Source organism: Helicobacter jaachi, from assembly GCF_000763135.2.
In the GTDB taxonomy this organism is placed as follows: Bacteria; Campylobacterota; Campylobacteria; order Campylobacterales; family Helicobacteraceae; genus Helicobacter_C; species Helicobacter_C jaachi.
Window position 1 is genome coordinate 351,555 of the sequence record NZ_JRPR02000001.1, and the last position, 22,266, is coordinate 373,820.

The window sequence follows — 22,266 nt, forward strand, 5'->3', positions numbered from 1 at the left end:
GAGAGCAAATGCTAGATAAAAAACTCACACTAAATGCCTTTAAAGCGAAAAAAAATAAAGAAAAAATCGCGGCTATCACGGCGTATGACGCTCTTATGGCGCATATTTTTGATGGGCGCGTGGATATGATTTTGGTTGGCGATAGCCTAAAAATGAGCTTTGGTGGGGAGTGCAGCACGCTTGGTGCGAGTGTGGGCGAGATGATTTATCACGCAAAGGCGGTAAGTCACGCGGTAAAAAAGTCCTTTCTTATCGCGGATATGCCCTTTGGCAGCTATTCTAGCAAGGAAGTCGCGCTAAAAAACGCGCTTAGATTCTATAAATCTTGCGAGATTGACGCGCTAAAACTCGAGGTGGGGGCGGATAAACTTGAAGTCGTGCGTGCGCTGTGCGATGAGGGAATGGCGATAATGGCGCACATTGGGCTAAAGCCGCAGTTTATGCGATTTGATGGGGGCTTTAAGGTGAAGGGCAAAAGTGAGGCAGAGGCGCAAAGTCTCATTGATTTGGCGCGAAATTTGCAGGAAGTGGGCGTGTTTGGCTTGCTGATTGAAGGCGTGGTAAGTGAAGTGGCAAGTAAAATTACGCAAAGCGTTAGCATTCCTACCATTGGCATAGGCGCTGGGGGCGGCTGTGATGGGCAGATTCTAGTGTGGAGCGATGCGTTTGGATTTTTTGATACTTTTAAGCCAAAATTTGTGCGCCATTATCTAAATGGCAAAGAGCTGCTGCAAGGCGCGCTAGATTCTTATGTGAGAGATGTGAAAAATGGGGCTTTTCCAAGTGAGAGCGAGAGTTATTAGGATTAGCAATGGAAAAGCTCACACTAGCAGAAACCAATCGCGTCGTAGAGGTAGAGAAATTTAGTTTTGAATCCGCGCAAGAAGCCTCACTGCGCCCGAGTGTGTGGGAGGAATATATCGGACAGGAAAAAATTAAGAAAAATCTAAAAGTGTTTATTGAGGCAAGCAAAAAGCGTGGAGAGTGCCTCGACCATATTTTATTTTTTGGACCGCCCGGGCTTGGAAAGACGACGCTTAGCCATATTATCGCGCATGAAATGGGGAGCAATATCAAAGTAAGTGCTGCGCCCATGATTGAAAAATCTGGCGATTTAGCAGCGATTTTAACTAATCTTAGCGCGGGGGATATTTTATTTATCGATGAGATACACCGCTTAAGCCCTGCTATTGAGGAGATTTTGTATCCTGCGATGGAGGATTTTAGGCTTGATATTATTATTGGTTCAGGACCTGCTGCGCAGACGCTTAAGATTGATTTAGCGCCATTTACGCTTATTGGCGCGACAACGCGCGCGGGAATGCTTTCAAATCCACTGCGCGATAGATTTGGTATGAGTTTTCGTCTGCAGTTTTATGAGCCTAAAGAGCTTGCAAATATCGTGCTACGCGCTGCTAAAAAGCTTGGGAGAAATCTTGCGCATAATGGAGCAGATGAGATTGCTCGCCGCTCGCGTGGCACACCGCGTATCGCATTGCGGCTTTTGAGGCGCGTGAGGGACTTTGCTGATGTGAGTGATGGGGGGATTGATAGGGAGATTGATTTGCAATGCGTGAATTACGCGCTTAATGAACTTGGTGTGAATGAACTTGGCTTTGATGAACTGGATTTGCGCTATTTGGCCATTTTGGCAGAATCTAGGGGGAAGGCAATAGGCTTAAATACCATTGCTGCGGCGATGAGCGAGGACGAGGCGACTATTGAAGATGTGATTGAGCCTTATTTGCTGGCAAATGGCTATTTGGAGCGCACGGCAAAAGGGCGCATAGCAAGCCCAAAGACTTATGAACTCCTGCGCATTCCTTTTTTGGAGCAAAAGGGACTTTTTGAGTAGGTTCTGTAGAAATTATAGAATCTAACTTTAAGAGATGAAGTTGATAGACTGTACAAGTGGATTATAACTTTATATTTTAGGCATAATTGTGCGGCTCCAGCTGAAGCTACAAAACAATGCTTTTTATAACCTTATGCAATGAAATAGGTAAATGGCTATTTGTGCGCTTTTAAATACATCTTTTAATTCCGCTTTAAATCTTTAAAATCTCATTTTTGAATACATTAAAAATATCATTTGGACTAATAGATTCTATCTCGAAATTATCGCTTTGTGAGACAAGGTAAGGGTTGCCTAAAAGTATGCGTGAAAGCTCTGTATTTCGCATATTCTTAGAGCTTTTTTTATTTTTTTTAGAATCTTTAGATTCTGTATTTTTAGAATCTTTATTCCCATAAAGGCTAATAGTTGGCACACCAAGAGCCCACGCAAGATAAGTTAGCCCCGTATCTCCGCCAATAGCGCAATTCATATTGCTTAGCATATATTTTAAGCTATTAAAATCAAGGTTATGAAGCTTTATACATTCTATATTTTCTAACTTTAAAGCATTAAAAATTTCATTGGCACTATCAATATTATCCTTAAAAGTTAGGAAAAATGTAGTATTTATAGAATCTAAAGTATTAATTTTCCTAGCTAATTCAATAAATTGTTTAGCTGGATAAATTTTCTCTTTAATAGATGCCTCAAGCACAAATAAGATTCTATAACACTTGTTTTCTAGTATTTTAAAAAGGGTAGAATCTAGCGTATTTTTATTGTAAGAAAAGCCATTTTTACGCAGTCTTAACGCAGTTTTTAAATCGCTTTGCAAAAGATTTGAATGCCCATTTTCAGGCTCTAAAATCTTAATAGATTCTATAATAAGCTTAAAATTTCGCTCCAAAATATTAGCGTGATAACTAATATGAATTTTTTTAGAATAAAAAAAACTAGCTAGGCTTTCACGAGCGCTTTTAAAGCTAAAACCGATAAATTCTTTAGAATCTAGCATTTTAGTAACTATCCCAGATTTAATAAGACCCTGCAAATCAAGCACAACATCATACTCCCCGCAATTTTTACAATATTTTTTAAGGCTCAAAAGTCCGCTAATACTTCTTAAGTTTTTTTTAAAATCAAGCACATGCAAACAATCAATCACAGGCGAATCCACCAAAATATCCGCAAATCTTTTATCAATAAACCACTCAATTCTAAGCGTCTCGCCCTTATGCGTCAAAAAAGCCTTTTTTATCTCGCCTAAAAAGCCCAAAAAACTCGCACTAATAATCACATCGCCAAGCGCACTAAGACGCACAATCGCCACCCTTTTCACACTACCTCTTTAACTATTCAACTTGTAAAAAATCAGATTAAAACCCTTTATTGTGATTGTATCTATGAAATACTAAAAATAATAAAATATTCCTATTATGACTACATAAAATACAAAAAAACCATAATAAAATAAATGCTATCTATTTTGTAAAAACCCCTAGCGATTTTTTATCATATCGGCTATGAGAAATGCCATTTCCATAGCTTGTGTGGCGTTTAGGCGCGGGTCGCACTGCGTGTTATAGTTGCACGCCAAGCCCTCCTCTGTGATGTCCTGCGAGCCGCCCACGCACTCTGTTACATTCATACCTGTCATCTCTAAATGCACGCCCCCAGCGTAGCTACCATATGCCTTATGGATTTCAAAAAAGCTCTTTACCTCATCAAGCACATTATCAAACACGCGTGTCTTGTAGCCATTATGCGCTTTTATGGTGTTGCCATGCATAGGGTCGCAACTCCATAGAATCTCGCGCCCCTCGCGGTTTATAGATTCTAAAAGTTTGGGGAAATGTGCCTTAATCTTATCCGCGCCCATACGCACGATGAGGTTTAGCCTACCGCTTTGATTATGGGGATTAAGGATATCGCAAAGTCCCATAATATCAGCCTTTGTAGCCGTTGGTCCAATTTTTACACCAATAGGATTTTTCACCCCGCGCAAAAATTCGATATGCGCCTCATCAAGCCCCCTTGTGCGCTCGCCAATCCACAGCATATGCGCCGAGCAGTCATACCATTCTCCAGTGAGTGAATCTTCGCGACAGAGCGGCTCCTCATAATTTAGCACAAGGGCTTCATGAGAGGTGTAAAATTCTGTTTCGCGTAAAGTAGGCGTATGCTTAGAATCTATCCCGCAAGCTTTCATAAAATCAAGTGCTTGCGTGATGCGCGAGGCAAGCTCCTCGTATTTTTGCCCAAAGGCATTGTTTTTCACAAAGCTTAGATTCCATTTATGCACTTGATGCAAGTCGGCAAATCCTCCTTGTGCAAACGCACGCAAGAGATTAAGCGTAGCAGCACTTTGATTATACGCCTGCAGTAGGCGACTAGGGTCATGCTCGCGCGCTTCTTGCGTGAAAGCCATATCATTAATCATATCGCCGCGATAGCTAGGCAGGCTCACGCCATTATAAGATTCTGTATCGCTTGAGCGTGGTTTGGCAAACTGCCCCGCAATGCGCCCCACTTTGACTATAGGGCATAATCCCCCAAATGTGAGGATTGCGCCCATTTGCATAATCACCTTAAACAAATCGCGGATATTGATAGCATTAAATTGCGAAAAGCTCTCCGCACAATCCCCGCCCTGTAGTAAAAACGCCTCTCCCCTACACACTTTAGCCAATCTCTCTTGCAAAGCTCGTGCCTCGCCAGCAAAGACAAGCGGCGGATAAGATTTAAGCTGCGCCTCTACAGATTCTAAAAGTGCTGTATTTTTGTAAGTAGGGTGCTGCTTAATGGGCTTAGTGCGCCAACTTTTTGCATTCCATTGCATAAATCCTCCTTAAATGCTGTGTTATTGTTTGTGATTTTTATACACATTGAGTGCAGCGGGGGCTTGAGTGGTGGGCATAATCTCAAGGCGATTAATATTTACATGATGAGGCAGGCTTGCTACCCAAAACACGCATTGAGCGATGTCTGCTGACATAAGCGGCGTGGTGTCTGCATATACACTTTTGGCTTTTTGCACATCGCCCTTAAATCGCACTTGTGAAAACTCGCTCCCATCACAAAGTCCGGGTTCAATATCTGTAACGCGAATATTTTTATCATACAAATCCGCGCGTAAATTCAGGCTAAATTGCTTCACAAATGCCTTTGTCGCGCCATACACATTCCCACCCGGATAAGGATAAGTCCCAGCAATAGAGCCGATATTAATAATATGCCCATAGCCCTGCGCGACCATTTGAGGTAAAAGCAGGTGAGTGAGTTTAATTAGAGCTAGCACATTTACTTCTACCATTTGTTGCCAGTCGGCCATATCGGCTTTATCTGCGCTTGTTAAGCCTAGAGCTAATCCTGCATTATTGACTAGCATATCAATATTTTGAAATGCTTCGGGCAGGGCTTTTAGGGCAGATTCTATAAATTGTGTATCGCGCACATCAGCCACAATCATTTCACACAGCGCGCCTAACTCGTTTTTAAGAGCTATGAGCCTCTCCTCCCTGCGCGCTAGAATAATCACCCTATGCCCATTATGAGCAAAAATCTTTGCAATATCTGCTCCAAACCCCGAAGATGCGCCTGTAATAAGTGCTGTCATATGAACTCCTTTAGTTTAAGTGTGATGTTAATGTGTGCAAAGCTCAAAAGTCTGCCTATGCGCTACAAACTCTATTTTCCCCTCTCTCACAAGCTCATTAATGAGGCGCTTAAAGAGCTTTTTGCTCATTTTAAAGGCATCAAAAATGGCTTGCGGTGAGGAGGAAAAATTAAGATAAAGCGGCATACTCTCAAGCAATATCGCCTTTTGATTATGGCTGCTTGGCGGATAAAGTGTTAAGTCTATCTTGCCATCTTTGCGCACGGCTTTAATGTAGGCATTAATAGATGCGCCTAAGGTAAGATTTTCAGCACTTTTGGGCAATTCATTTTTATAAATAAGCCCATAATAGGCATTATCTATCGCGCAGCCAAAGCCAAGAGGTGTTTGCTCAAAGACAAAGGCTTTAGTAAGCGTATGCGGCGCATAGAGTGCAGGGCGTGCGCTTTTAAGGTAAGATTTAATGCCTTGCTTAGCAATGAGCCGCCCTTGCTTATCAAGGGTGATAAATACGCAGACTTTTTGCTTTAGGCTAAATTTATGAGGAGTTTTGCTTGGCATAAAAATATGTTTGTCTAAGCCTAAATCCAAAAAGCAGCCAAAAGGCGCATAGCCTACCACTTCAAGTTGTGCTATATCGCCATATTGTGCCTTTGGGGTTTGTGTGGTTGCCACTAATCTATCGCTAGAATCTGTAAGGATAAATGCCTCTACTTCATCATTTATGGCGTGCGTGGGGGTTAGAAATTTCTTTGGTAAAAGCACTTCTGTAGCGTGCGTATAAGATAAATGTGATGATAGAATCTGCGCCTCTTTCGCGCGCAAATACGCTCCATGCGCGCTAAATCTGGCGATATAGAGCTTTTGCACTCTGCCTATAATAATGGCAGATTCTGTGTTAGTGCATGGTTTTAAGGAGGGTTTGGAACTGCTCAATTTCTTGCTCTTGGTCTTTAATAATGCGCAGGGCGATAGCTTTTATATCCTCATTTTGCGTATATTGCAAAATCTGCTTAGAGGCATTAACCGCGCCTTGATGATGAGGTATCATACCTAATAAAAAATCTTTATCAATCTTGTGTGTAAGCTTAATGCTGCTCATATCTTTGCCCATAGCCTCCATATCGGCTTTGGCTTGATTATTAAAAAGCGTAACTTCTTTTGGGCTATAGAGCTTTTTTTGCTCTTTGAGCGGCGGTAAGAGGGCTTCAAATTCCGCGATTTCAGCCTCTTGCGCTTTAATAATATTTTGTGCAATGGCACGCACTTTTTTATTTTTAGAATGTTCAAGGAGTAATTTTGCAGAATCTATAGCGCCTTGATGATGAGGTATCATATTGGTTAAAAAATTTAAATCCAAATTATCATCTTCTAAAAATACCGCTTTCATCATTGGTTCATGCATGGCGTTAAGTATTTGCGTAGAGAGCGAAGGCGCTTTAGAATCTAGCATTTCTTGGTGATGCTGCATGGTGTGGGCTGGGGCATTTTGTGCTAAGAGGTGGGCAAAGCTAAGGGCTAGCGCGCTAAGTAAGAGCTTAATATGCATAAAATCTCCTTATAAATTAAGTGGATTACAATCATAACAAAAAAGTTTGCAATTTGTGTAAATTAGCCATTCTCATCTCGCACAATGGCGTTTTGGCAGAGGGTGTAGAATTCATGTGCTATGCGCGGATTATAAGAGCCTTTGCGCGTGCTAAATTGCACTGCTTGGAGCTTTAGCGCTTCGCTCAAAGGCTTTTTAAAAAGCGTTTGTAAAAATGCTAAAAACTCCGCCTGTCCCAAAGTATAAAAGCCCAAAGTAAGCCCAAATCTATCGCTAAGGGATAGAATCTCATCTTGCATATCATTCATGTGCAGCGTGTCTTGTGGGTAAGATTCTATAATCAAATGGCGATAGTTTGAAGTGGTGTAGAATGCAATATTTTGTGCCTTTGCCTCAAGCGAGCCTTCAAGCAAACTCTTTAGCCCCTTATAGCCATCCTCAAAAGCGTTAAATGATAAGTCATCGCATACAATGACAAATTTATAAGGCAGCTCGCGCAAGGCATCTTGCAATATAGGCAAAAGGCTTAGCGATTCTTTAGCAATTTCCACCACGCGCAAAGGGCTATCAAAAGCAAGTAGCGAGCTTAGCACATATTGCAAACATGAGCTTTTCCCACAGCCCCTAGCACCCCAAAGGAGCGCGTGAGAGGCTCTATTACCTTGTATGAGGGCTTTTGTATTGTGAGTAAGTGCGCTCATTTCATTTTCTAAGCCAATGAGTTTGGTAGGCGCTTGCAGTGCTTTAATAGGCTTAAAATACCCGCCAAAGTCCTCAAATTTAGGGCGATAGACGCAGGCTAAATGCTCTTCCCATGAAAAATTAAAGAGCTTTGGTGGCATTTTTCTTGCTCTGTGCGCTTTTGTATTTAAGCGTGATGTGCGGAGTTGGATTCTGTAAAAGGCTTACTTTCACGCTGCCACCCTTTTTAAGCGCGCCAAAGAGAATTTCATCACTCAATGCAAGCTTAATTTGGCTATCAATAATCTTTTTTAGCTCCCTTGCGCCCAGTGCTTTATCCATACTTTGTGAGGCGAGGAATTGCAATGCTTGATTATCAATGCTTAGGCTAATGTGGCGTGCCTTAAGCAGTGTGGCAATGTCATTAATGTATTTTTTGGCAATGAGAGTATATTCTTTCAAGCCTAGTGGATTAAAGTGGATAATGCTATCAATGCGGCTGCGGAGTTCAGGTGAAAAAAGTGATTTTATCGCGGTGGCGTTCTTGCCCTGCATATTGGCATTAAAGCCTAGCGTATTTGCCTCTTGACTGCCAGCATTACTTGTCATAATCACAATAACATTTCTAAAATCAGCCTTATTCCCTGCATTATCCGTAAGGCTCGCCGCGTCTAGAATCTGCAGCAAAATATTATAAATATCATGATGAGCCTTTTCAATCTCATCAAGCAGCAGCACGCAATGAGGACTTTTGCGCACCGCATCAACAAGCAGCCCACCCTGCTCAAAGCCCACATATCCAGCAGGCGCGCCAATTAAGCGAGATATAGAATGAGGCTCCATATACTCACTCATATCAAATTTGATAAATGCAATGCCTAAAATCTTTGCTAATTCTTTTGCTAGCTCTGTTTTCCCCACACCGCTTGGTCCAGCAAATACAAAGCTGCCTATGGGCTTATTGCTTTCGCTCAAGCCCGCCTTATTGGTTTTAATCACATTACTTAGCTCATCGATAGCCTTATCCTGCGAGAATATACGCTCTTTAAGTTTTGAGGCAAGATGCATAAGCGCCTTGCCCTCGTCCTTGCTAATAGAGCTTTTGGGGATATGCACACTTTTACTTAGGGTAGATTCTATATCTTTAATGGTGATGGTGGGGTGATTTACAGAATCTGCGCGGTAGATTCGCATATTTGCGCCCACTTCATCAAGCAAATCAATCGCCTTATCGGGCAGAAATTTATCACTAATATATCTTGCAGAGAGATTGACACAGGCTTCAAGTGCGCCCTTGCTGTATTTGACATGATGATATTTTTCATAAATTGGGGCTAAGCCTTGCAAAATTTGATAGCAATCTTGCAGGCTTGGCTCTTTTACTTCTACTTTGCTAAAGCGGCGTGAGAGGGCTTTATCTTTATCAAAATGCGTTTTAAACTCTGCAAATGTAGTCGCACCAATGCAGCGCAGTGAGCCATTAGCAAGGGCAGGTTTGAGCAGATTTGATGCATCAAGGTTTGAGCCAGAAGTCGCTCCAGCGCCTACAATGGTATGAATTTCATCAATGAAAAGCACGCCATGAGGCATTTGTGTAATTTCTTTAAGCACACCCTTAAGGCGTTTTTCAAAATCCCCGCGATACTTACTTCCTGAAATCATAGCCCCCACATCAAGGGCAAAAATTTGCGCATTATGCAGGGCTTTTGGCAATTTTTTATGATAAATCTCAAGTGCTAGCCCTTCGGCAATAGCTGTTTTTCCTACACCGGGTTCGCCCACAAGGATAGGATTATTTTTCTTGCGCCGTGCAAGAATTTCACTCACACGCCAAATCTCCTCCTCACGCCCAATAACTGGGTCGATTTTACCCTCTTTTGCAAGCATAGATAGATTTTTAGTGTATTTGGCTAGGTAGCTCTCTCCTGCCTCTTTTGTATCCTGCTGCTCTTGTTCTTTATAGTCTTGCTCTTGTTGAGTGATGACCTCAAGCACATTTAAGCGATTAATGCCTTGCGATTTGAGAATCTGCGTGCTAAAGCTCTGGCTCTCCTCCATAATCGAGGCGAGCAAATCGCCCACATCGATATTCTGGCGATTGCTATTTTCGGCATGCTTGACCATAGTTTCGATGATTCTATCAAGCGCTGGGGTTTGGCGTGGCTTTTGGGTAAGCTCATGGGAAAATGGCACATATTTTTGCAAGTAGAGATTGATAACGCGGCGCATTTCTTGGATATTGCCCCCGCATTTTTGCAAGATACTTATGCCTTGCGTGTTGTTAAGTGTGGCTAAGAAAAGATGCTCGGTGGTGAGAATATTATGGCGCATTTCGCGCGCGATGTCGATAGATTCATTAAAAATAAGCGTGAGATTCTGTCCTATCATTCATACTCCTTTAGGGCATTTCCTCTGTAATGACGCGTAAGGGATAGCCGTGCTGCTTTGCCTTTTGGCTTACGATTTGCGTTTTTAGCTCGGCAATATCATAGGGGTAAATGCCACATACGCCTTTGCCATCGTTATGCACTTTGAGCGTGATAGCAGTGGCTTCATCAGAAGTCTTATCAAAGACCTCCATAAGAATCTGCGCGACAAAATCCATAGCCGTCCAATCATCATTTAAAATTAATACGCGATAGAGTTTTGGTTCTTCAAGCATGCTCTCTATGCTTGTTTCAAATGCTGTGTGCGCCAAGAGAATCCTTTAAAATAAAAATAAATAATTTGCGCATTTTAGCAAAAATAATAAAACATACTCTTATAAGCGCGCGAGATAAATTTGCGTTAAATGATAGAATCTAGCCTTTAAAAAGCCCATATAGCCCTGCTGCAAAGTCTAAAGGCTTAGAAAACTTATCCCTTGCTCACCTCATTTAGCGCATTTATGGCGCGGAAGTAGCCGATGCAGGGGATTAGAGCAGTGATTACTGCAAGGAGGGTTTGCCTATCGTTTCCTACGTTTAGATTCCTAGTCCACTTGTCTTTATAAATTCTCGCGTTTTTATTTTGCTTCCTTATTTCCCCACGCGTTTGGCTAGCTCTGGCGGGTATCTATCGCCTTTTATTTCTATAGAATCTAATCTTTTATTAATGCGCTCTGGCTTAGAATCTAGCACTTGAGTGCCATTTTGCATATAGATTCCAAACTTTGTGGCGATGGTTACCTTGTCGCGCACACTTTGCAGCGCCTCGCCTACGATTTCCTCATTTAGCGTCCCATAGGCTTCCGCTGTGTCAAATAGCGTGATGCCGCTATCATAGGCTTTTTGCACGAGCTTTATTGCCTCACTTTTCTCCAAGCCTTTGCCATAGCCATAGCTTAGCCCCATGCAGCCTAGCCCTAGTGATGAAACCTCCAAATTGCCTAATTTGCGCGTTTTCATTTTGCCTCCTTTGTGTTTTTTAGTGCGTTTAGCCCGCCAATAATGCTAAGGCAAACAAAAGGCAGGATTTTCCAGTGCCTTTTCAAAATCTTTTGCAAATCAAACATTCAATCTCCTTAAACTAAACTTAGATTCTTAGAATCTAAATGCAAGTATAAATGATGATAGCTACTCTAAGTCAAGAGCTTTTTGCAAAAAATGTTGAAAAAGGGCAATAGGTGGGCGTTGGGATTAAAATATAGAATCTAGATTCTATAACTAAGAATTTAAGTGCAAATGTGTGTGGGTTGGCTTATTTGTAAAAGTGGTGTGATGAGGGAGTGGGGAGTATAAAAGTAGGGGTGATAGAATCTAGGCTTCTATCACTTTGGCTTCTTTGGCGTATTTTTCCCCTAGTTCAAAAGCTTTTTTGTTAGCTTCTCGCACCTTTGGCGGGACTTTTTCTATCATGGTTTCAAACACTAGGTCGCGATTTACGCATTGTGTGAGTGTTGTGGTGATAGCAAGGGCTACGACAGATTGCGTTACGACATTGCCCACCTCTTCTTTAGCAATGGTAATAATTGGGATTTCATAGATTTTAAATTTCTTTAAATCCTCTGGGCTAGGCTGCACAAGATTAGGTTCTACGACTATCACGCCGCCTTCTTTCACGCCGCTTTTAAATGCATCATAGCTCACTTGCGCGGTTGAAAGCATAAATTCAATTTCCCCTTCATTGGCATAAGGATACAAAATCTCCTCATCACTTAGCAAAATATCCACCTTTGTAGGTCCTCCGCGCACTTGGCTTGTGTATGTAGCGGCTTTGACACCATAGCCATTGTCTTTTATCTGCGCTTCGGCTAGGATTTCACCTGCTAAAAGCACGCCTTGCCCCCCCACACCCGTAAATCGCAGCTGGTGCATCATTTTAATGCCCTCCTTTCGCGGCTTGGGCTTTTCTAATCACTTCATCATACGCCTCACAATACTCAATCTTATCGGTTTGGTGTTTTAAAACGCCTGTTGGAAATTTATCTACGCGCTCTTCTGGAGGCAAGGTCTCAAATTTGCTTTTAGACACTAGTCTAGATTCTATCCATTTAAGCATAGAGGTGGCTTCTCCCATTTTGTTTTTGCGCCCTAGATTGATGTGGCAGTTGCTATGAATATCAAAAAAGCTAAAGCCCTTATGCGTAAAGCCCTCCATAAGCACTTTTTCAAGTTTTTTAGGATTAAGCACACTTTCACGCGCTACAAAGCTTGCTCCCGCAGCGCTTGCCACTTCGCAGGGGTCAAAATTAGGGTCGATATTGCCATATTGAGCTGTAACCGTCCAAAAGCCCTTTGGTGTGGTGGGCGAAGTTTGAGAGTTAGTAAGCCCATAGATAAAATTATTAATCATCACTAAATTTAAATCAATATTGCGCCTGCAGGCATGGATAGTGTGGTTACCGCCAATTGCCATAGAATCTCCATCGCCTGAAATGACAATGACTTTTTTATCGGGGTTGGCTAGCTTTATGCCTGTGGCATACGCCATAGTCCTGCCATGCGTAGTATGCACGGTATTGCAATTAACATAAGATGAAAAGCGCCCAGAGCAGCCAATACCGCTCACAATGCACACATCATTCATATTCCAGCCTAGTGAGTTAATAGCGCGGATTACGCTTTTTAAAATCACACCATCGCCGCAGCCCCAGCACCAAAGTGTGGGCATTTTATCCATTCGCAAATATTCTTCGTAATTAAAAGCCATTTACATCTCCTTAATTGTCGTTATAATCTCTGTGGGCGATATGCTGCGACCATTAGCCTTGCCTAAAAATTGCACATCTCTTTGCATAACGCGCTCTACTTCCTGCCTGTATTGCCCTTTATTAAGCTCAATTAATAAAATTTTTTCAAATTTTTGTCCTAAGGTTTTAAGCTCTTTAGCTGGGCTTGGCCATAGCGTAATGGGGCGGAAAAGTCCCACTTTTATATTATTTTTGCGCAAAGTATGGATAGCTTCTTTAACCGCTAGTGAGACAGAACCATAGGCGATAATGAGAATCTCCGCATCTTCTAGCATGTATTCTTCATACTCTACAATGTCATCTAGGTGAGACTCTATCTTATTAAACAATCTATCGATGAGATTTTGTGAGAGCTTTTCATCTTCTGTAGGGAAGCCGCTTGCGCCATGATGCAGCCCGGTGATGTGGTATTTGTAGCCTTTAAAGAACGGATTAAGGATAGCGGGCTTATCTTGAGGCACGCCATAGGGTTGATAATCACTTGGCGCACCTTGAAACACTTGGCGATTAATGATAGTGGGCTTAATATCCTCCAAATCAGGGATAAGCGCCTTGCCATGCATATGCCCAACGGTTTCATCAAGGAGGAGAAAAACAGGCGTCATATACTTTTCAGCAATATTAAAAGCGCGGATAGTTTGTGTATAAGCCTCCTCAAGATTGCCAACAGCAATAGCAATAGAGCAAAAATCGCCATGACTTGGTGATTTGGCTTGATTGATATCGCCTTGCGAAACACGCGTGGGCAGTCCTGTAGATGGACCTCCTCGCATAACATCAACCACCACAAGCGGAATTTCTGCCATAAAGCCATAGCCGATTTGTTCAGCTTTAAGCGATATGCCCGGACCAGAAGTAGCAGTCATAGCCTTAACGCCGCTCATTGAAGCGCCTAAGGCTACAGCAATCCCGCTAATCTCATCTTCCATTTGGATAAATTTCCCCCCAATTTTTGGCAGCTCCACACTCATTTCATGCGCAATTTCACTTGATGGAGTGATAGGATACCCACCAAAAAACCGGCAGCCAGATTCTATCGCAGCAAGCGCAACAAGCTCATTTCCTCCTGTAATTAACTCACGCATCTTCTCTCCTTCATATCACCATAAATTTATTTTCTTTAATTTTTATAGCGCGCTCTTGGGCTTCCTTGCTTAATTTTGCAAATTTAAATTCACTTTTATCAGCCACAAAAATAGCAAAATCAGGGCAATGCAATTCACACTCTCTGCAGCCTATACAGCTCTCTGGGTGAGCCACAGAAATAATTTTACCTAGTATTTTATGCTCATCTTTTTTCATACCTAGCACACCGCTGGGACAGAGTGAAACGCACACATCGCATGCTTTGCAACGCTTCTCATCAACCCACACAGGCACATTCTGTGGCGCTTTTTTTATTCCCATTCCTTATCCTTTCTTGTGTTTAATTGAAAATGCACAATCTTAGATTCTATAATTTAACAATTCGTTATTTTTGAGAATCTCAACTTGTTTTTTAATGCTTTGAGCAGACATGTGGAGCATATCGCGTTCTTGGTCATTAAGCGGCAATGTGATAATCTCTTTCACTCCCTTGTGATTAAGCCTAATGGGCAAGCCAATATAGATATCTTTAATGCCATATTCGCCCTGCGCATACACGCTGCATACGACTATTTCATCTGTATCATTCATAATAAGTTCAAGCATTTTAATAACTGCACTTGCTGGAGCAAAGTATGCCGAGCCCTGCTGATAGTAGCCCACAATCTTTGCGCCACCATTTTTGGTCTGCTCAATCAGCTCTTCTTGCACAAATGGCGTAAATTGCTCCATTAAGCTTTTATTATCGCATAAAGAGTGCCTAAGCAGGGGTAGCATAAAATCACTATGCGCGCCTATGACATAAGATTCTATATGATGTGCGGGGTTATTAAGCCTTATTTTGCTTTCATACGCAAGCCTTGCGCCATCGAGTATGCCTGCCATTCCCATTACACGCTTTTTAGGAAAGCCGCTCCAATGCTCTGCTACAAGGCACATAACATCAAGTGGATTTGATACTACAATCATTAAGCATTGCGGCGCTACCCTAGCAATGTTTTGGGCAATTTCTTTCATAATGTGAGCGTTTTTTAGGAGCAAATCATCGCGGCTCATATCTGGCATTCGTGGGAATCCTGCAGAGATGATAACAACTTCGCTTCCGCTTAACTCCTCATAAGATTCACAGCCTTTGACAAAAACGGGGAGATTAAACACAGCGGCTGCTTGAGAAATGTCAAGCCCCACACCTTTACAGCGTGGCAAGTCAATACTAAAAAGCAAAATCTCCCTAGCCATTTTGCCCATAGCCGCCAAAAACGCAATATGCGAGCCAACATTCCCAGAACCACCGATGATAGCGATTTTTTGTAGCATTTTTCCCTCGATAAAATTTGTCTTTTTTAACTTAAAATCTGCAAAAGTTAAACAAAAATTTTAACTTGCTAACTATGAAACAATTTAACTTAAAAATGAATTAAAATTAAAAATGACTGCGGTGTTCCTCGTAAGTTTTGCTAAATTTATGCGTCCCCGTGCTTCTATCGCGCACAAAATACAAATAATCTACATTGGCAGGTTTTAGCACTGCCTCAATAGCTGGTAAGCTCACACTGCCCACAGGATAGGGTGGCACACCTTTATGCTTGTAGGTATTATAAGGGCTATTGTCATTGCGGATTCTATCTGGTGTTATTTTAGTGTGCGAGTATGCGCCATAATTAAGTGAGCCGTCCATTTGCAAGGGCATATTTTGCTTGATACGATTAAAGATAACAGCAGCAATGAGAGGCATTTCATCATTATTTGCCGCTTCTTTCTGCACTATGGAGGCAGTGGCGACATGTTTAAACCATACTTCTTGATTATACTCCCCAAGCAGTTTTATGGCACTTTGCTTGTGGCGCTCTATGGAGAGTTCATAGAGCATTTTCATCATCTCATCTTCCTTAATACCTAGCGGGAGATGATAAGTATCAGGGAATATTACGCCATCAGGATATGGGAAATACTTATCATAGGCACTTTGGAGCATATCAGGTGAGAGATTAAAGCGCTCTGCGAGTATGCGGATAAAATAATACAAAGTCTCGCCCGGTATCAGTGTGGCTTCTTTGGTAGCGGCTTTGGAGCTTGTTAGGGCTTTTAAAAACGCACCCTTTGGCAATCTCTGCGCTCCCATATCAATAAACCCACTTTGAGGCTGCCCCAAAAAGCGTATAAAAAGCGCATCAAGCTTATTAAGATGCGCACCATTATCATTTAAGTATGCTATAATTTTGGGCAATGAGCCTTTGGGCAGGTTGATTATGCGTTCAGTTTGCATAGGCTGGAGTAAATAAAATAAAATGGTTATTGTAATGAGGAAAACAAAATCTAAAAATATCGCAAGTATCATCATCTTTTTAGGCATTTTACTCACACTTTCTCTTATGGGATATAAGATTCTATCCAATGGCATTCATAGCCAATCTCTTAGCATTGGACAAATCCATATCGATGGATTGTATCTTAGATTAAATAACAAGCTCATTTTAGAGATACAAAGCCTTGATGTCTCTGCGCTTCAAAATAAAGGGCAAGATGATGAGGCAGATTCTATAAGTGCTGATGAAATCCTCACTTGGATTAAGCGATGTTTATTTGTGATTTCATATTTTGAAAAGCTTGATATACAAAACATCGTCTTTAGCGATAATTTAAAGCGCAGTGTGCATTATGATGGCAGAGAATATGAGATTTCTGCGCCAGAGTTTGTGGCTAAATTTGGCGTTGAGGATAATCACAAAAATACGCAGCTGCTTATCCATGAGCTTGAGATTTTGCGATTTGGCTTGCAGATACAAGGGCAGTTTGTGTATCAAAATGTGAAAAAAACGCTCGAAATGGATATTTCACTCTCTCCCAAAGAGCCTACAAACGATAAAGAGCAGCCCACACTTTATATAAAGGGTATTACAGATTTTTATCGCATCGAGATGGAGGCCTCCTCCACACACCTTTACAACCTTGATACAATTAAGCCCTATGTGCTAAAGCTCAACAATAAAATGCTCAATAATTGGCTTTTTAAAAATGTGCAATATGATGTGATGAAAGTGCATTCACTAAGGTTTCAAAGCACGCTTGATAGGAATTTTTTTGCCAAGCTCCAGCAGAGCTTAGCCCTTGATTTAGCTATAGAATCTCCTAAAGTCTATTTTGCTCCCCACCTTAAGCCCATTGAAGCCACGCGCGTGATTGTGTATATGCGCGAAGAGAATCTAAGCTTTTTATTTAAAGAGCCATCTTTTACAGACACTAAGCTTGAAGGCTCTGAAGTGCAAATAAGCAATGTTTTCACGCAGCCTATGGGTATAAAAATCGCCATTCGCTCTAATAATGCCACGCTTAGTGATGAGCTAGCGGATATACTTCGTTTTTATGACATCAATATACCGGTGCGCAGCGTAGATTCTAAATTACGCTTAAAAGTTGATGTGGATATGCAGCAGGATAAAAATAAGCAAATGTCTATCCTAGCTAATGGCAATATAAGCGCGCCCACACTTAGCCTTAGTATCGCAGGCTTAAGATTAGATATGAGCGATGTTAATGTAATTCTCTCTCAAAAGCCCTCTAAAAGCTATGTGCAGCTACTAAATACTAAGATTGATTATGCGAAAAATATACAAGGTATCCTTAATGCAATATGGAATCTAGAGGATTCTTCGCTACAAGGGGATTTGCTCATTGAGCATTTTGCACTAAGCTCGCAGGCTTTATCACAAAATGCAGGTATGCCTGCTGTGCCAGAGGGGAGTGATGAGCTTACAAAGCGCATTATTGAAGCTATTTATGCAGATTCTCAAAAAGGATTTAGCGAGGAGATTTTAAAAATTAATCCTAATGAGCTTAAAAAAATCCACTTTAAAGGGCATTTAAGCCAAGATGATAAAGTCATATCCTTGCCAGATTTTGGACTAAATGTTTATATAGGTGAGCAAAGTGTCTTTGAGCTAAGTGATATTGCAAAAATTTATCCATATTCTCCCATATTGCGCTATTTTGGCATACCAAATGGATATATGAGGCTCTCTACTAAAGATTTTAAGAAGTTTGGCTTAAGTGGCGAGGTGAGTAATCTTACCTATCCGCTTTATGATAAAGAATCTAATCAATTAGCGCGCTTTGTGCTTGAGGGGCTAATCGATGAGCGGGGTATTTTTATCGGCTCACAAAATAGAAAATTTTTATTTGTGAAAGAAGGCAATGTAATAAAGCTTATGCTTAATGGCTATGATTTAAACATTGATGAGCTTTTAAATAGTCAAATCCCAGCCCTTGCGCAAATTAATGAAGAGAGTAAAACCAGTCAAGCCCTAAGCCCACAAGAGCGCCAAGCACAAGAAGCTTTCATTAAAGCCAAGCAACAATACGAGCGCCAGCACAAGCTCTCCCCGCATATTACTTACCTTGAAGCGCGAAATATGGATTTTTACTTAAATGATTATATTATTCCCACAGATATGGCATCTGTTTCTATGCGCGATGGCTTAATACGCGCTGATGCTACTTATGGCAATGGTGTGGCTAATGTCGATGTGGCGTATTCGCGTGCTAATGTGCGGCTCAATAACTTTAGCGATGTGTTTTTAAACCGCGTGTGGAAGCGTGATATTGTGAGTGGCGGCTTGTTTAATTTTAGGGGCATTTATGATGAGGGCGTGCTTAAGGGCGAAATAAGTATGCAAAATACCACTTATAAAGACTTAGCCATTGTGCAAAATATTTTAGCCCTTATTGATACAATCCCTGCCTTGCTTACTTTCCGCAAGCCCGGACTTGGCGCAAATGGCTATGAGATTAAGCAAGGGAAAGTGGATTTTGTCTTAAATGACGAATATTTAGTGCTTGAAAATATCGATTTAGTGGGAAGCTCTATTGATGTGGAGGGCGGAGGGCTTATTAGGCTACAATCAAAAGAAATTGATGTGATTTTAAAAGCCTCTACTTTGAAAACTTTGGCGGATATTATTGATAAAATCCCGCTTGTGGGCTATGTGATTTTGGGCAGTGATGGCAAATTCACCACCGGAATCGCCCTCAAAGGCACGCTAGATAATCCAAAGAGTGAGGTAAATACTGCAGAGGATATTTTGCTTAGCCCATTTGAAATGGTAGGCAGAATCTTAAAGCCTGTGGATACGCTACTTAGCGGCTTATCAAACGCGCTTAATGAAAGTGTAGAATCTAGTCCATTAAAGAAGCCAGAGCCATACTTTGAGCCAGCTTTATCCGAGGAGCTAGATGCTATAAATGCTATAGAATCTACAAATGTTACAGAATCTGCAAACACTACAGAATCTAATCCTACACAATCCGCACCCGCTCCCGCGCCAGATTCTATAACATCTCAATCACAAGAGATGCCAGCATCACAAACACCGCAAGGAATACAAGAGAATTTAGAATCTAGCCCATCTGCCCAAAGCCCCGCACAAGAGCCAGATTCTATAAATGAGCCAAACCTCCCGCAAGTGGAAGCGCCATAAGTACGAGCCTGTATGAGATTAATTAATAAAATTTATAGCGCAGTGGGATAGAATCTTATTATCTAAACTCCGCTATACTTGCGCTCCTTAAAAATTATTACCAACATTAAGGATATGAAAATGACGCTTTGTGATTGCTCATTGGGAGATGTGTGCAAAATCGTGCGCTGCGAGAGCCAAGATAGCGCGCTTAAAGATAGGCTTATGTCCTTTGGTATTGTAAAAGATAAAATATGTAAGGTCATGCGCTACTCGCTAGGGCGGCTAGCGGTGGCAATAATGATAGATGGCACGCAAGTGGCGCTAAGAGATTCTGAAGCCAGACTTATCGTAGTTGAGCCGCTTAGGCATGAGCCAAATTGAAATGGCAGATTCTAAAAGCGCGCCCCAGTTTAAAAAATGCAAGCAAAAAGATGTGCAAGCCATTAAGGCATTGTTTTTGGAGCATTTTGGAGATGCAAAAACAGAGCTTATTTATCATAATCTATATGAATTGCTTGTGTGCGTTATGCTCTCCGCTCAATGCACAGATAAGCGCGTAAATATCGTTACTCCAGCACTTTTTAGAGCCTATCCTAATGTCGCAAGCCTAGCAGGGGCTGATATTGAGGAGATAAAGGGCTTTATTAAATCTGTGTCATTTTTTAATAATAAAGCCAAGCACCTGCATGCTATGGCAAATCAAGTGATGAGGGATTTTAATGGGCAAATCCCCACCACGCAAGAGCAGCTAAAAAGCCTAGCAGGGGTGGGGCAGAAAACAGCTAATGTGGTGCTTATTGAGTTTTTTGAGCAAAATTATATGGCGGTGGATACGCATGTGTTTCGCGTCTCACATCGTTTGGGCTTAAGTGGAGCAAAAAGTGCTTTAGAGACGGAAAAGGAGCTTACAAAGCTCTTTAAAACGCAGCTTTCTACGCTTCATCAAGCTTTTGTGCTGTTTGGGCGCTATACTTGCAAGGCGCTAAAACCTATGTGTGAAAGCTGCTTTGTGAGTGCGTTTTGTCAAAATAAGTGCAATTTCAAGCCCACTTAGCCGCAAAATGTTATATAATATGCGCTAGATTCTGTAAAAAGGTGGTGAGTTATGGACATCATTCATAGTAGTTTTTTTGATATTGTGCAAAATAGCATTAGTAAGACGCCTCATGATTCTATCATGCCGCTTAAAAAGGGGTATTTGAGCAAGATTAGTATGCTTGGCACGCATAATGATGTGTTTTTGTTATTTAATAAGGCTTTTTTGCGTATTTTTTGTGCCGATTTTTTAGGGGATAAGAATCCTAGCGAGCAATCTTTGGAGGATATGGCAAGGGAACTTGCTAATCTTGTCGTAGGCAGGGCAAAGGTGATGACGCAAGAATTAGGCAAAAATTTTAATATCTCAACACCGGAGTATTTAGGCTATCGTTTGATTAAAAATTATGACCATGGATTACATTTTAGGCTATCGCGCGGGCGATGCAGTATTTATATGCGCCGCGTGAGGTAGGCTGTAGATTCTATGGTGTATCAGATTCTATAAAAGGAGCGGCTTATGGCTGGAGAGACTATTTTAGACAAACAGCGCATTCACACAGCCAAAGAAATAGAGCTTGCCACATATCTTGAGGATATGATGAAAAACTATACCGGGCTTTTAGATATGGAAGTGCTATTTAATGCCGAGCTAGGTAATACCAAAATACCGCTTGGCGAGATTTTGCGCTTTGAGAAAGGCTCTATTATTGATTTAGGAAAGCCTGCAGGGGAGAGCATTGAGACATTTATTAATGGGCGCGTTATAGGTAAGGGTGAAGTTATGGTGTATGAGCGCAATTTGGCTATTCGTATTAATGAAATTTTAGATTCTAATGCCATTGTGTATTATCTCACGCGTGAGAATGAAAAGTAGTTTAGACTATCACAAATATGAAAAAGATAATTTTTGTATGTTTGCTGCCTTTGTGTGTTAGTGTGCTTTGGGCTAATGTAAAAGTAAAGGATTTTACTTTTAATCAAACAAGTCAAAGCATTGAGCTTATCCTCACGCTTGATAGCGCGTATGATAAAGCCCCTAGTTTGACAGAAGATGAGGGCTATAAAGGTGTGATTTTCCCGAATCTTAAAGCAGATTCTAAAAATGAAAACTTCAAGCAAACTTTTATCAGTCAAATACAAGTGTTTAATGTCCAAGATAAGCTCTATGTGCTAGGGATAGGCGATTCGCGCTTTATGAGTGTGAATGTGGGTAGAGCGCCCAATGCGCTAAAAATCACATTTAGTCGCGCTACCCCACCCCAAAGTGAGCTTGATAAATTGCTCCAAACGCCCCATAATGCCAATATCCCAACTATTGAGATACAAAATAGCCAATCTAACCCCGCGCAAGCAGCGCTTGCCCAAACGCCAAATCCAATGCAGTCCGCTTCCACACAGCCCACATCTGCGCAAACAAACCAGAATCTCCTGCCATTTAAAAATGATTTAAGCATTGATACTTGGCGATATGTGGCTGTGCTAGGCGTTATGGGCGTGCTTGTGTTGGTGCTATGGATAGTCAAGCGATATGTAGTGCATAAAAAGCAGTTTGGGCATTATTTTTCCACGCCCAAAAAAGCGGCATTTGACCCCACAAAGATAGAGATTATCTCGCAGAAAAATCTAGATTCTAAACACAGAATCTTAACTATAGAATCTAATGGCTATCGGTATTTAATCCTTATTGGTTTATCGGGCACTACGCTTATTGACCGCTATCCTATCCCGCAAAGTATTAGCAAAGAGGAGCAATTGCGCCTTGATGACCAGTTTGCCAAACTCTTAGAGCAAAAGCAAGAGCGACTTTCTCAATATATCCATGATGAGAAATAG

Annotated in this window: 23 protein-coding genes; 8 read left to right on the forward strand and 15 right to left on the reverse strand. The window is 41.4% G+C overall.

Features of this window, described 5'->3' with window-relative positions:
- Positions 1-8: 8 nt before the first annotated feature.
- Entirely contained in the window at positions 9-803 is a 795-nt protein-coding gene (gene panB / locus LS71_RS01710; RefSeq protein ID WP_034352029.1) for a 3-methyl-2-oxobutanoate hydroxymethyltransferase, read from the forward strand.
- A gap of 8 nt (positions 804-811) precedes the next feature.
- The gene (gene ruvB / locus LS71_RS01715; RefSeq protein WP_034352026.1) at positions 812-1,855 is read left to right on the forward strand and encodes a Holliday junction branch migration DNA helicase RuvB; all 1,044 of its coding nucleotides are present in this window, start codon (positions 812-814) and stop codon (positions 1,853-1,855) included.
- 193 nt (positions 1,856-2,048) lie between these two features.
- Here ruvB and waaC read toward each other — a convergent pair whose 3' ends face one another.
- From waaC to mltG, 15 genes are all read right to left on the reverse strand, one after another.
- On the reverse strand, positions 2,049-3,176 hold the full coding sequence (gene waaC / locus LS71_RS01720; protein ID WP_034352024.1) for a lipopolysaccharide heptosyltransferase I: 1,128 nt from the start codon (positions 3,174-3,176) through the stop codon (positions 2,049-2,051).
- A gap of 159 nt (positions 3,177-3,335) precedes the next feature.
- Positions 3,336-4,676 (reverse strand): class II 3-deoxy-7-phosphoheptulonate synthase, encoded by a 1,341-nt coding sequence (locus tag LS71_RS01725; RefSeq protein WP_034352021.1) that lies wholly within the window; start codon positions 4,674-4,676, stop codon positions 3,336-3,338.
- Between the two features lie 21 nt (positions 4,677-4,697).
- The gene (locus tag LS71_RS01730; protein WP_034352017.1) at positions 4,698-5,453 is read right to left on the reverse strand and encodes an SDR family NAD(P)-dependent oxidoreductase; all 756 of its coding nucleotides are present in this window, start codon (positions 5,451-5,453) and stop codon (positions 4,698-4,700) included.
- A 27-nt stretch (positions 5,454-5,480) separates the two neighbouring features.
- Entirely contained in the window at positions 5,481-6,389 is a 909-nt protein-coding gene (locus LS71_RS01735) for a CvfB family protein (RefSeq protein WP_238700264.1), read from the reverse strand.
- Positions 6,352-7,002: a DUF305 domain-containing protein gene (locus LS71_RS01740; RefSeq protein WP_034352011.1), complete on the reverse strand. Its 651-nt coding sequence runs from the start codon at positions 7,000-7,002 to the stop codon at positions 6,352-6,354. The genes LS71_RS01735 and LS71_RS01740 overlap by 38 nt, the downstream gene beginning before the upstream one ends.
- Before the next feature lie 62 nt (positions 7,003-7,064).
- Positions 7,065-7,844: a DUF815 domain-containing protein gene (locus LS71_RS01745; protein ID WP_034352008.1), complete on the reverse strand. Its 780-nt coding sequence runs from the start codon at positions 7,842-7,844 to the stop codon at positions 7,065-7,067.
- Entirely contained in the window at positions 7,825-10,071 is a 2,247-nt protein-coding gene (locus LS71_RS01750; protein ID WP_034352005.1) for an AAA family ATPase, read from the reverse strand. Before LS71_RS01750 ends, LS71_RS01745 begins: the two co-directional genes overlap by 20 nt.
- A gap of 10 nt (positions 10,072-10,081) precedes the next feature.
- Complete coding sequence (locus LS71_RS01755) at positions 10,082-10,345, reverse strand: ATP-dependent Clp protease adaptor ClpS (protein WP_194145655.1); 264 nt, start codon at positions 10,343-10,345, stop codon at positions 10,082-10,084.
- Positions 10,346-10,700: 355 nt separating this feature from the next.
- Positions 10,701-11,069, reverse strand: coding sequence for an aldo/keto reductase (locus tag LS71_RS01760; protein ID WP_138109791.1), 369 nt, complete (start codon positions 11,067-11,069; stop codon positions 10,701-10,703).
- A 351-nt stretch (positions 11,070-11,420) separates the two neighbouring features.
- Positions 11,421-11,981: a 2-oxoacid:acceptor oxidoreductase family protein gene (locus LS71_RS01765; protein WP_034351996.1), complete on the reverse strand. Its 561-nt coding sequence runs from the start codon at positions 11,979-11,981 to the stop codon at positions 11,421-11,423.
- A 1-nt stretch (position 11,982) separates the two neighbouring features.
- Positions 11,983-12,813: a 2-oxoglutarate ferredoxin oxidoreductase subunit beta gene (locus LS71_RS01770; RefSeq protein ID WP_034351993.1), complete on the reverse strand. Its 831-nt coding sequence runs from the start codon at positions 12,811-12,813 to the stop codon at positions 11,983-11,985.
- Positions 12,814-13,938 (reverse strand): 2-oxoglutarate synthase subunit alpha, encoded by a 1,125-nt coding sequence (locus LS71_RS01775; protein ID WP_034351990.1) that lies wholly within the window; start codon positions 13,936-13,938, stop codon positions 12,814-12,816. It lies immediately after the preceding gene.
- Between the two features lie 10 nt (positions 13,939-13,948).
- Positions 13,949-14,260, reverse strand: coding sequence for a 4Fe-4S dicluster domain-containing protein (locus tag LS71_RS01780; RefSeq protein WP_034351987.1), 312 nt, complete (start codon positions 14,258-14,260; stop codon positions 13,949-13,951).
- 39 nt (positions 14,261-14,299) lie between these two features.
- Positions 14,300-15,256, reverse strand: a complete 957-nt coding sequence (locus LS71_RS01785; RefSeq protein WP_034351986.1) for a malate dehydrogenase — start codon at positions 15,254-15,256, stop codon at positions 14,300-14,302.
- Positions 15,257-15,362: 106 nt separating this feature from the next.
- Positions 15,363-16,292 carry an endolytic transglycosylase MltG gene (mltG, locus tag LS71_RS01790; protein ID WP_034352208.1) on the reverse strand — a complete coding sequence of 310 codons (930 nt, stop codon included), beginning with the start codon at positions 16,290-16,292 and terminating at the stop codon, positions 15,363-15,365.
- Here mltG and LS71_RS01795 point away from each other — a divergent pair.
- The 6 genes from LS71_RS01795 (at position 16,240) to LS71_RS01820 (ending at position 22,266) form a co-directional block, all read left to right on the forward strand.
- Positions 16,240-19,413: a DUF3971 domain-containing protein gene (locus tag LS71_RS01795; protein WP_069723490.1), complete on the forward strand. Its 3,174-nt coding sequence runs from the start codon at positions 16,240-16,242 to the stop codon at positions 19,411-19,413. The genes mltG and LS71_RS01795 overlap by 53 nt on opposite strands.
- 114 nt (positions 19,414-19,527) lie before the next feature.
- Positions 19,528-19,776 carry a FeoA family protein gene (locus tag LS71_RS01800; protein ID WP_238700265.1) on the forward strand — a complete coding sequence of 83 codons (249 nt, stop codon included), beginning with the start codon at positions 19,528-19,530 and terminating at the stop codon, positions 19,774-19,776.
- Positions 19,763-20,449 carry an endonuclease III gene (nth, locus tag LS71_RS01805; RefSeq protein ID WP_238700266.1) on the forward strand — a complete coding sequence of 229 codons (687 nt, stop codon included), beginning with the start codon at positions 19,763-19,765 and terminating at the stop codon, positions 20,447-20,449. Before LS71_RS01800 ends, nth begins: the two co-directional genes overlap by 14 nt.
- A 51-nt stretch (positions 20,450-20,500) precedes the next feature.
- Complete coding sequence (locus tag LS71_RS01810; RefSeq protein WP_034351982.1) at positions 20,501-20,905, forward strand: chemotaxis protein CheX; 405 nt, start codon at positions 20,501-20,503, stop codon at positions 20,903-20,905.
- 45 nt (positions 20,906-20,950) lie between these two features.
- On the forward strand, positions 20,951-21,307 hold the full coding sequence (gene fliN, locus LS71_RS01815; RefSeq protein ID WP_034351980.1) for a flagellar motor switch protein FliN: 357 nt from the start codon (positions 20,951-20,953) through the stop codon (positions 21,305-21,307).
- A 17-nt stretch (positions 21,308-21,324) separates the two neighbouring features.
- Positions 21,325-22,266 carry a flagellar biosynthetic protein FliO gene (locus LS71_RS01820; protein WP_138109792.1) on the forward strand — a complete coding sequence of 314 codons (942 nt, stop codon included), beginning with the start codon at positions 21,325-21,327 and terminating at the stop codon, positions 22,264-22,266.

Coding starts and splice junctions, on each gene's coding strand:
- LS71_RS01730 (WP_034352017.1), bottom strand. CDS start 5,453: ATGACAGCACTTATTACAGGCGCATCTTCGGGGTTTGGAGCAGATATT.
- fliN (WP_034351980.1), top strand. CDS start 20,951: ATGGCTGGAGAGACTATTTTAGACAAACAGCGCATTCACACAGCCAAA.
- nth (WP_238700266.1), top strand. CDS start 19,763: ATGAGCCAAATTGAAATGGCAGATTCTAAAAGCGCGCCCCAGTTTAAA.
- LS71_RS01785 (WP_034351986.1), bottom strand. CDS start 15,256: ATGCTACAAAAAATCGCTATCATCGGTGGTTCTGGGAATGTTGGCTCG.
- LS71_RS01740 (WP_034352011.1), bottom strand. CDS start 7,002: ATGCATATTAAGCTCTTACTTAGCGCGCTAGCCCTTAGCTTTGCCCAC.
- LS71_RS01820 (WP_138109792.1), top strand. CDS start 21,325: ATGAAAAAGATAATTTTTGTATGTTTGCTGCCTTTGTGTGTTAGTGTG.
- mltG (WP_034352208.1), bottom strand. CDS start 16,292: ATGCCTAAAAAGATGATGATACTTGCGATATTTTTAGATTTTGTTTTC.
- LS71_RS01760 (WP_138109791.1), bottom strand. CDS start 11,069: ATGAAAACGCGCAAATTAGGCAATTTGGAGGTTTCATCACTAGGGCTA.
- panB (WP_034352029.1), top strand. CDS start 9: ATGCTAGATAAAAAACTCACACTAAATGCCTTTAAAGCGAAAAAAAAT.
- ruvB (WP_034352026.1), top strand. CDS start 812: ATGGAAAAGCTCACACTAGCAGAAACCAATCGCGTCGTAGAGGTAGAG.
- LS71_RS01725 (WP_034352021.1), bottom strand. CDS start 4,676: ATGCAATGGAATGCAAAAAGTTGGCGCACTAAGCCCATTAAGCAGCAC.
- LS71_RS01755 (WP_194145655.1), bottom strand. CDS start 10,345: ATGCTTGAAGAACCAAAACTCTATCGCGTATTAATTTTAAATGATGAT.
- LS71_RS01795 (WP_069723490.1), top strand. CDS start 16,240: ATGAGGAAAACAAAATCTAAAAATATCGCAAGTATCATCATCTTTTTA.
- LS71_RS01775 (WP_034351990.1), bottom strand. CDS start 13,938: ATGCGTGAGTTAATTACAGGAGGAAATGAGCTTGTTGCGCTTGCTGCG.
- LS71_RS01780 (WP_034351987.1), bottom strand. CDS start 14,260: ATGGGAATAAAAAAAGCGCCACAGAATGTGCCTGTGTGGGTTGATGAG.
- LS71_RS01810 (WP_034351982.1), top strand. CDS start 20,501: ATGGACATCATTCATAGTAGTTTTTTTGATATTGTGCAAAATAGCATT.
- LS71_RS01770 (WP_034351993.1), bottom strand. CDS start 12,813: ATGGCTTTTAATTACGAAGAATATTTGCGAATGGATAAAATGCCCACA.
- LS71_RS01745 (WP_034352008.1), bottom strand. CDS start 7,844: ATGCCACCAAAGCTCTTTAATTTTTCATGGGAAGAGCATTTAGCCTGC.
- LS71_RS01765 (WP_034351996.1), bottom strand. CDS start 11,981: ATGATGCACCAGCTGCGATTTACGGGTGTGGGGGGGCAAGGCGTGCTT.
- LS71_RS01750 (WP_034352005.1), bottom strand. CDS start 10,071: ATGATAGGACAGAATCTCACGCTTATTTTTAATGAATCTATCGACATC.
- LS71_RS01800 (WP_238700265.1), top strand. CDS start 19,528: ATGAAAATGACGCTTTGTGATTGCTCATTGGGAGATGTGTGCAAAATC.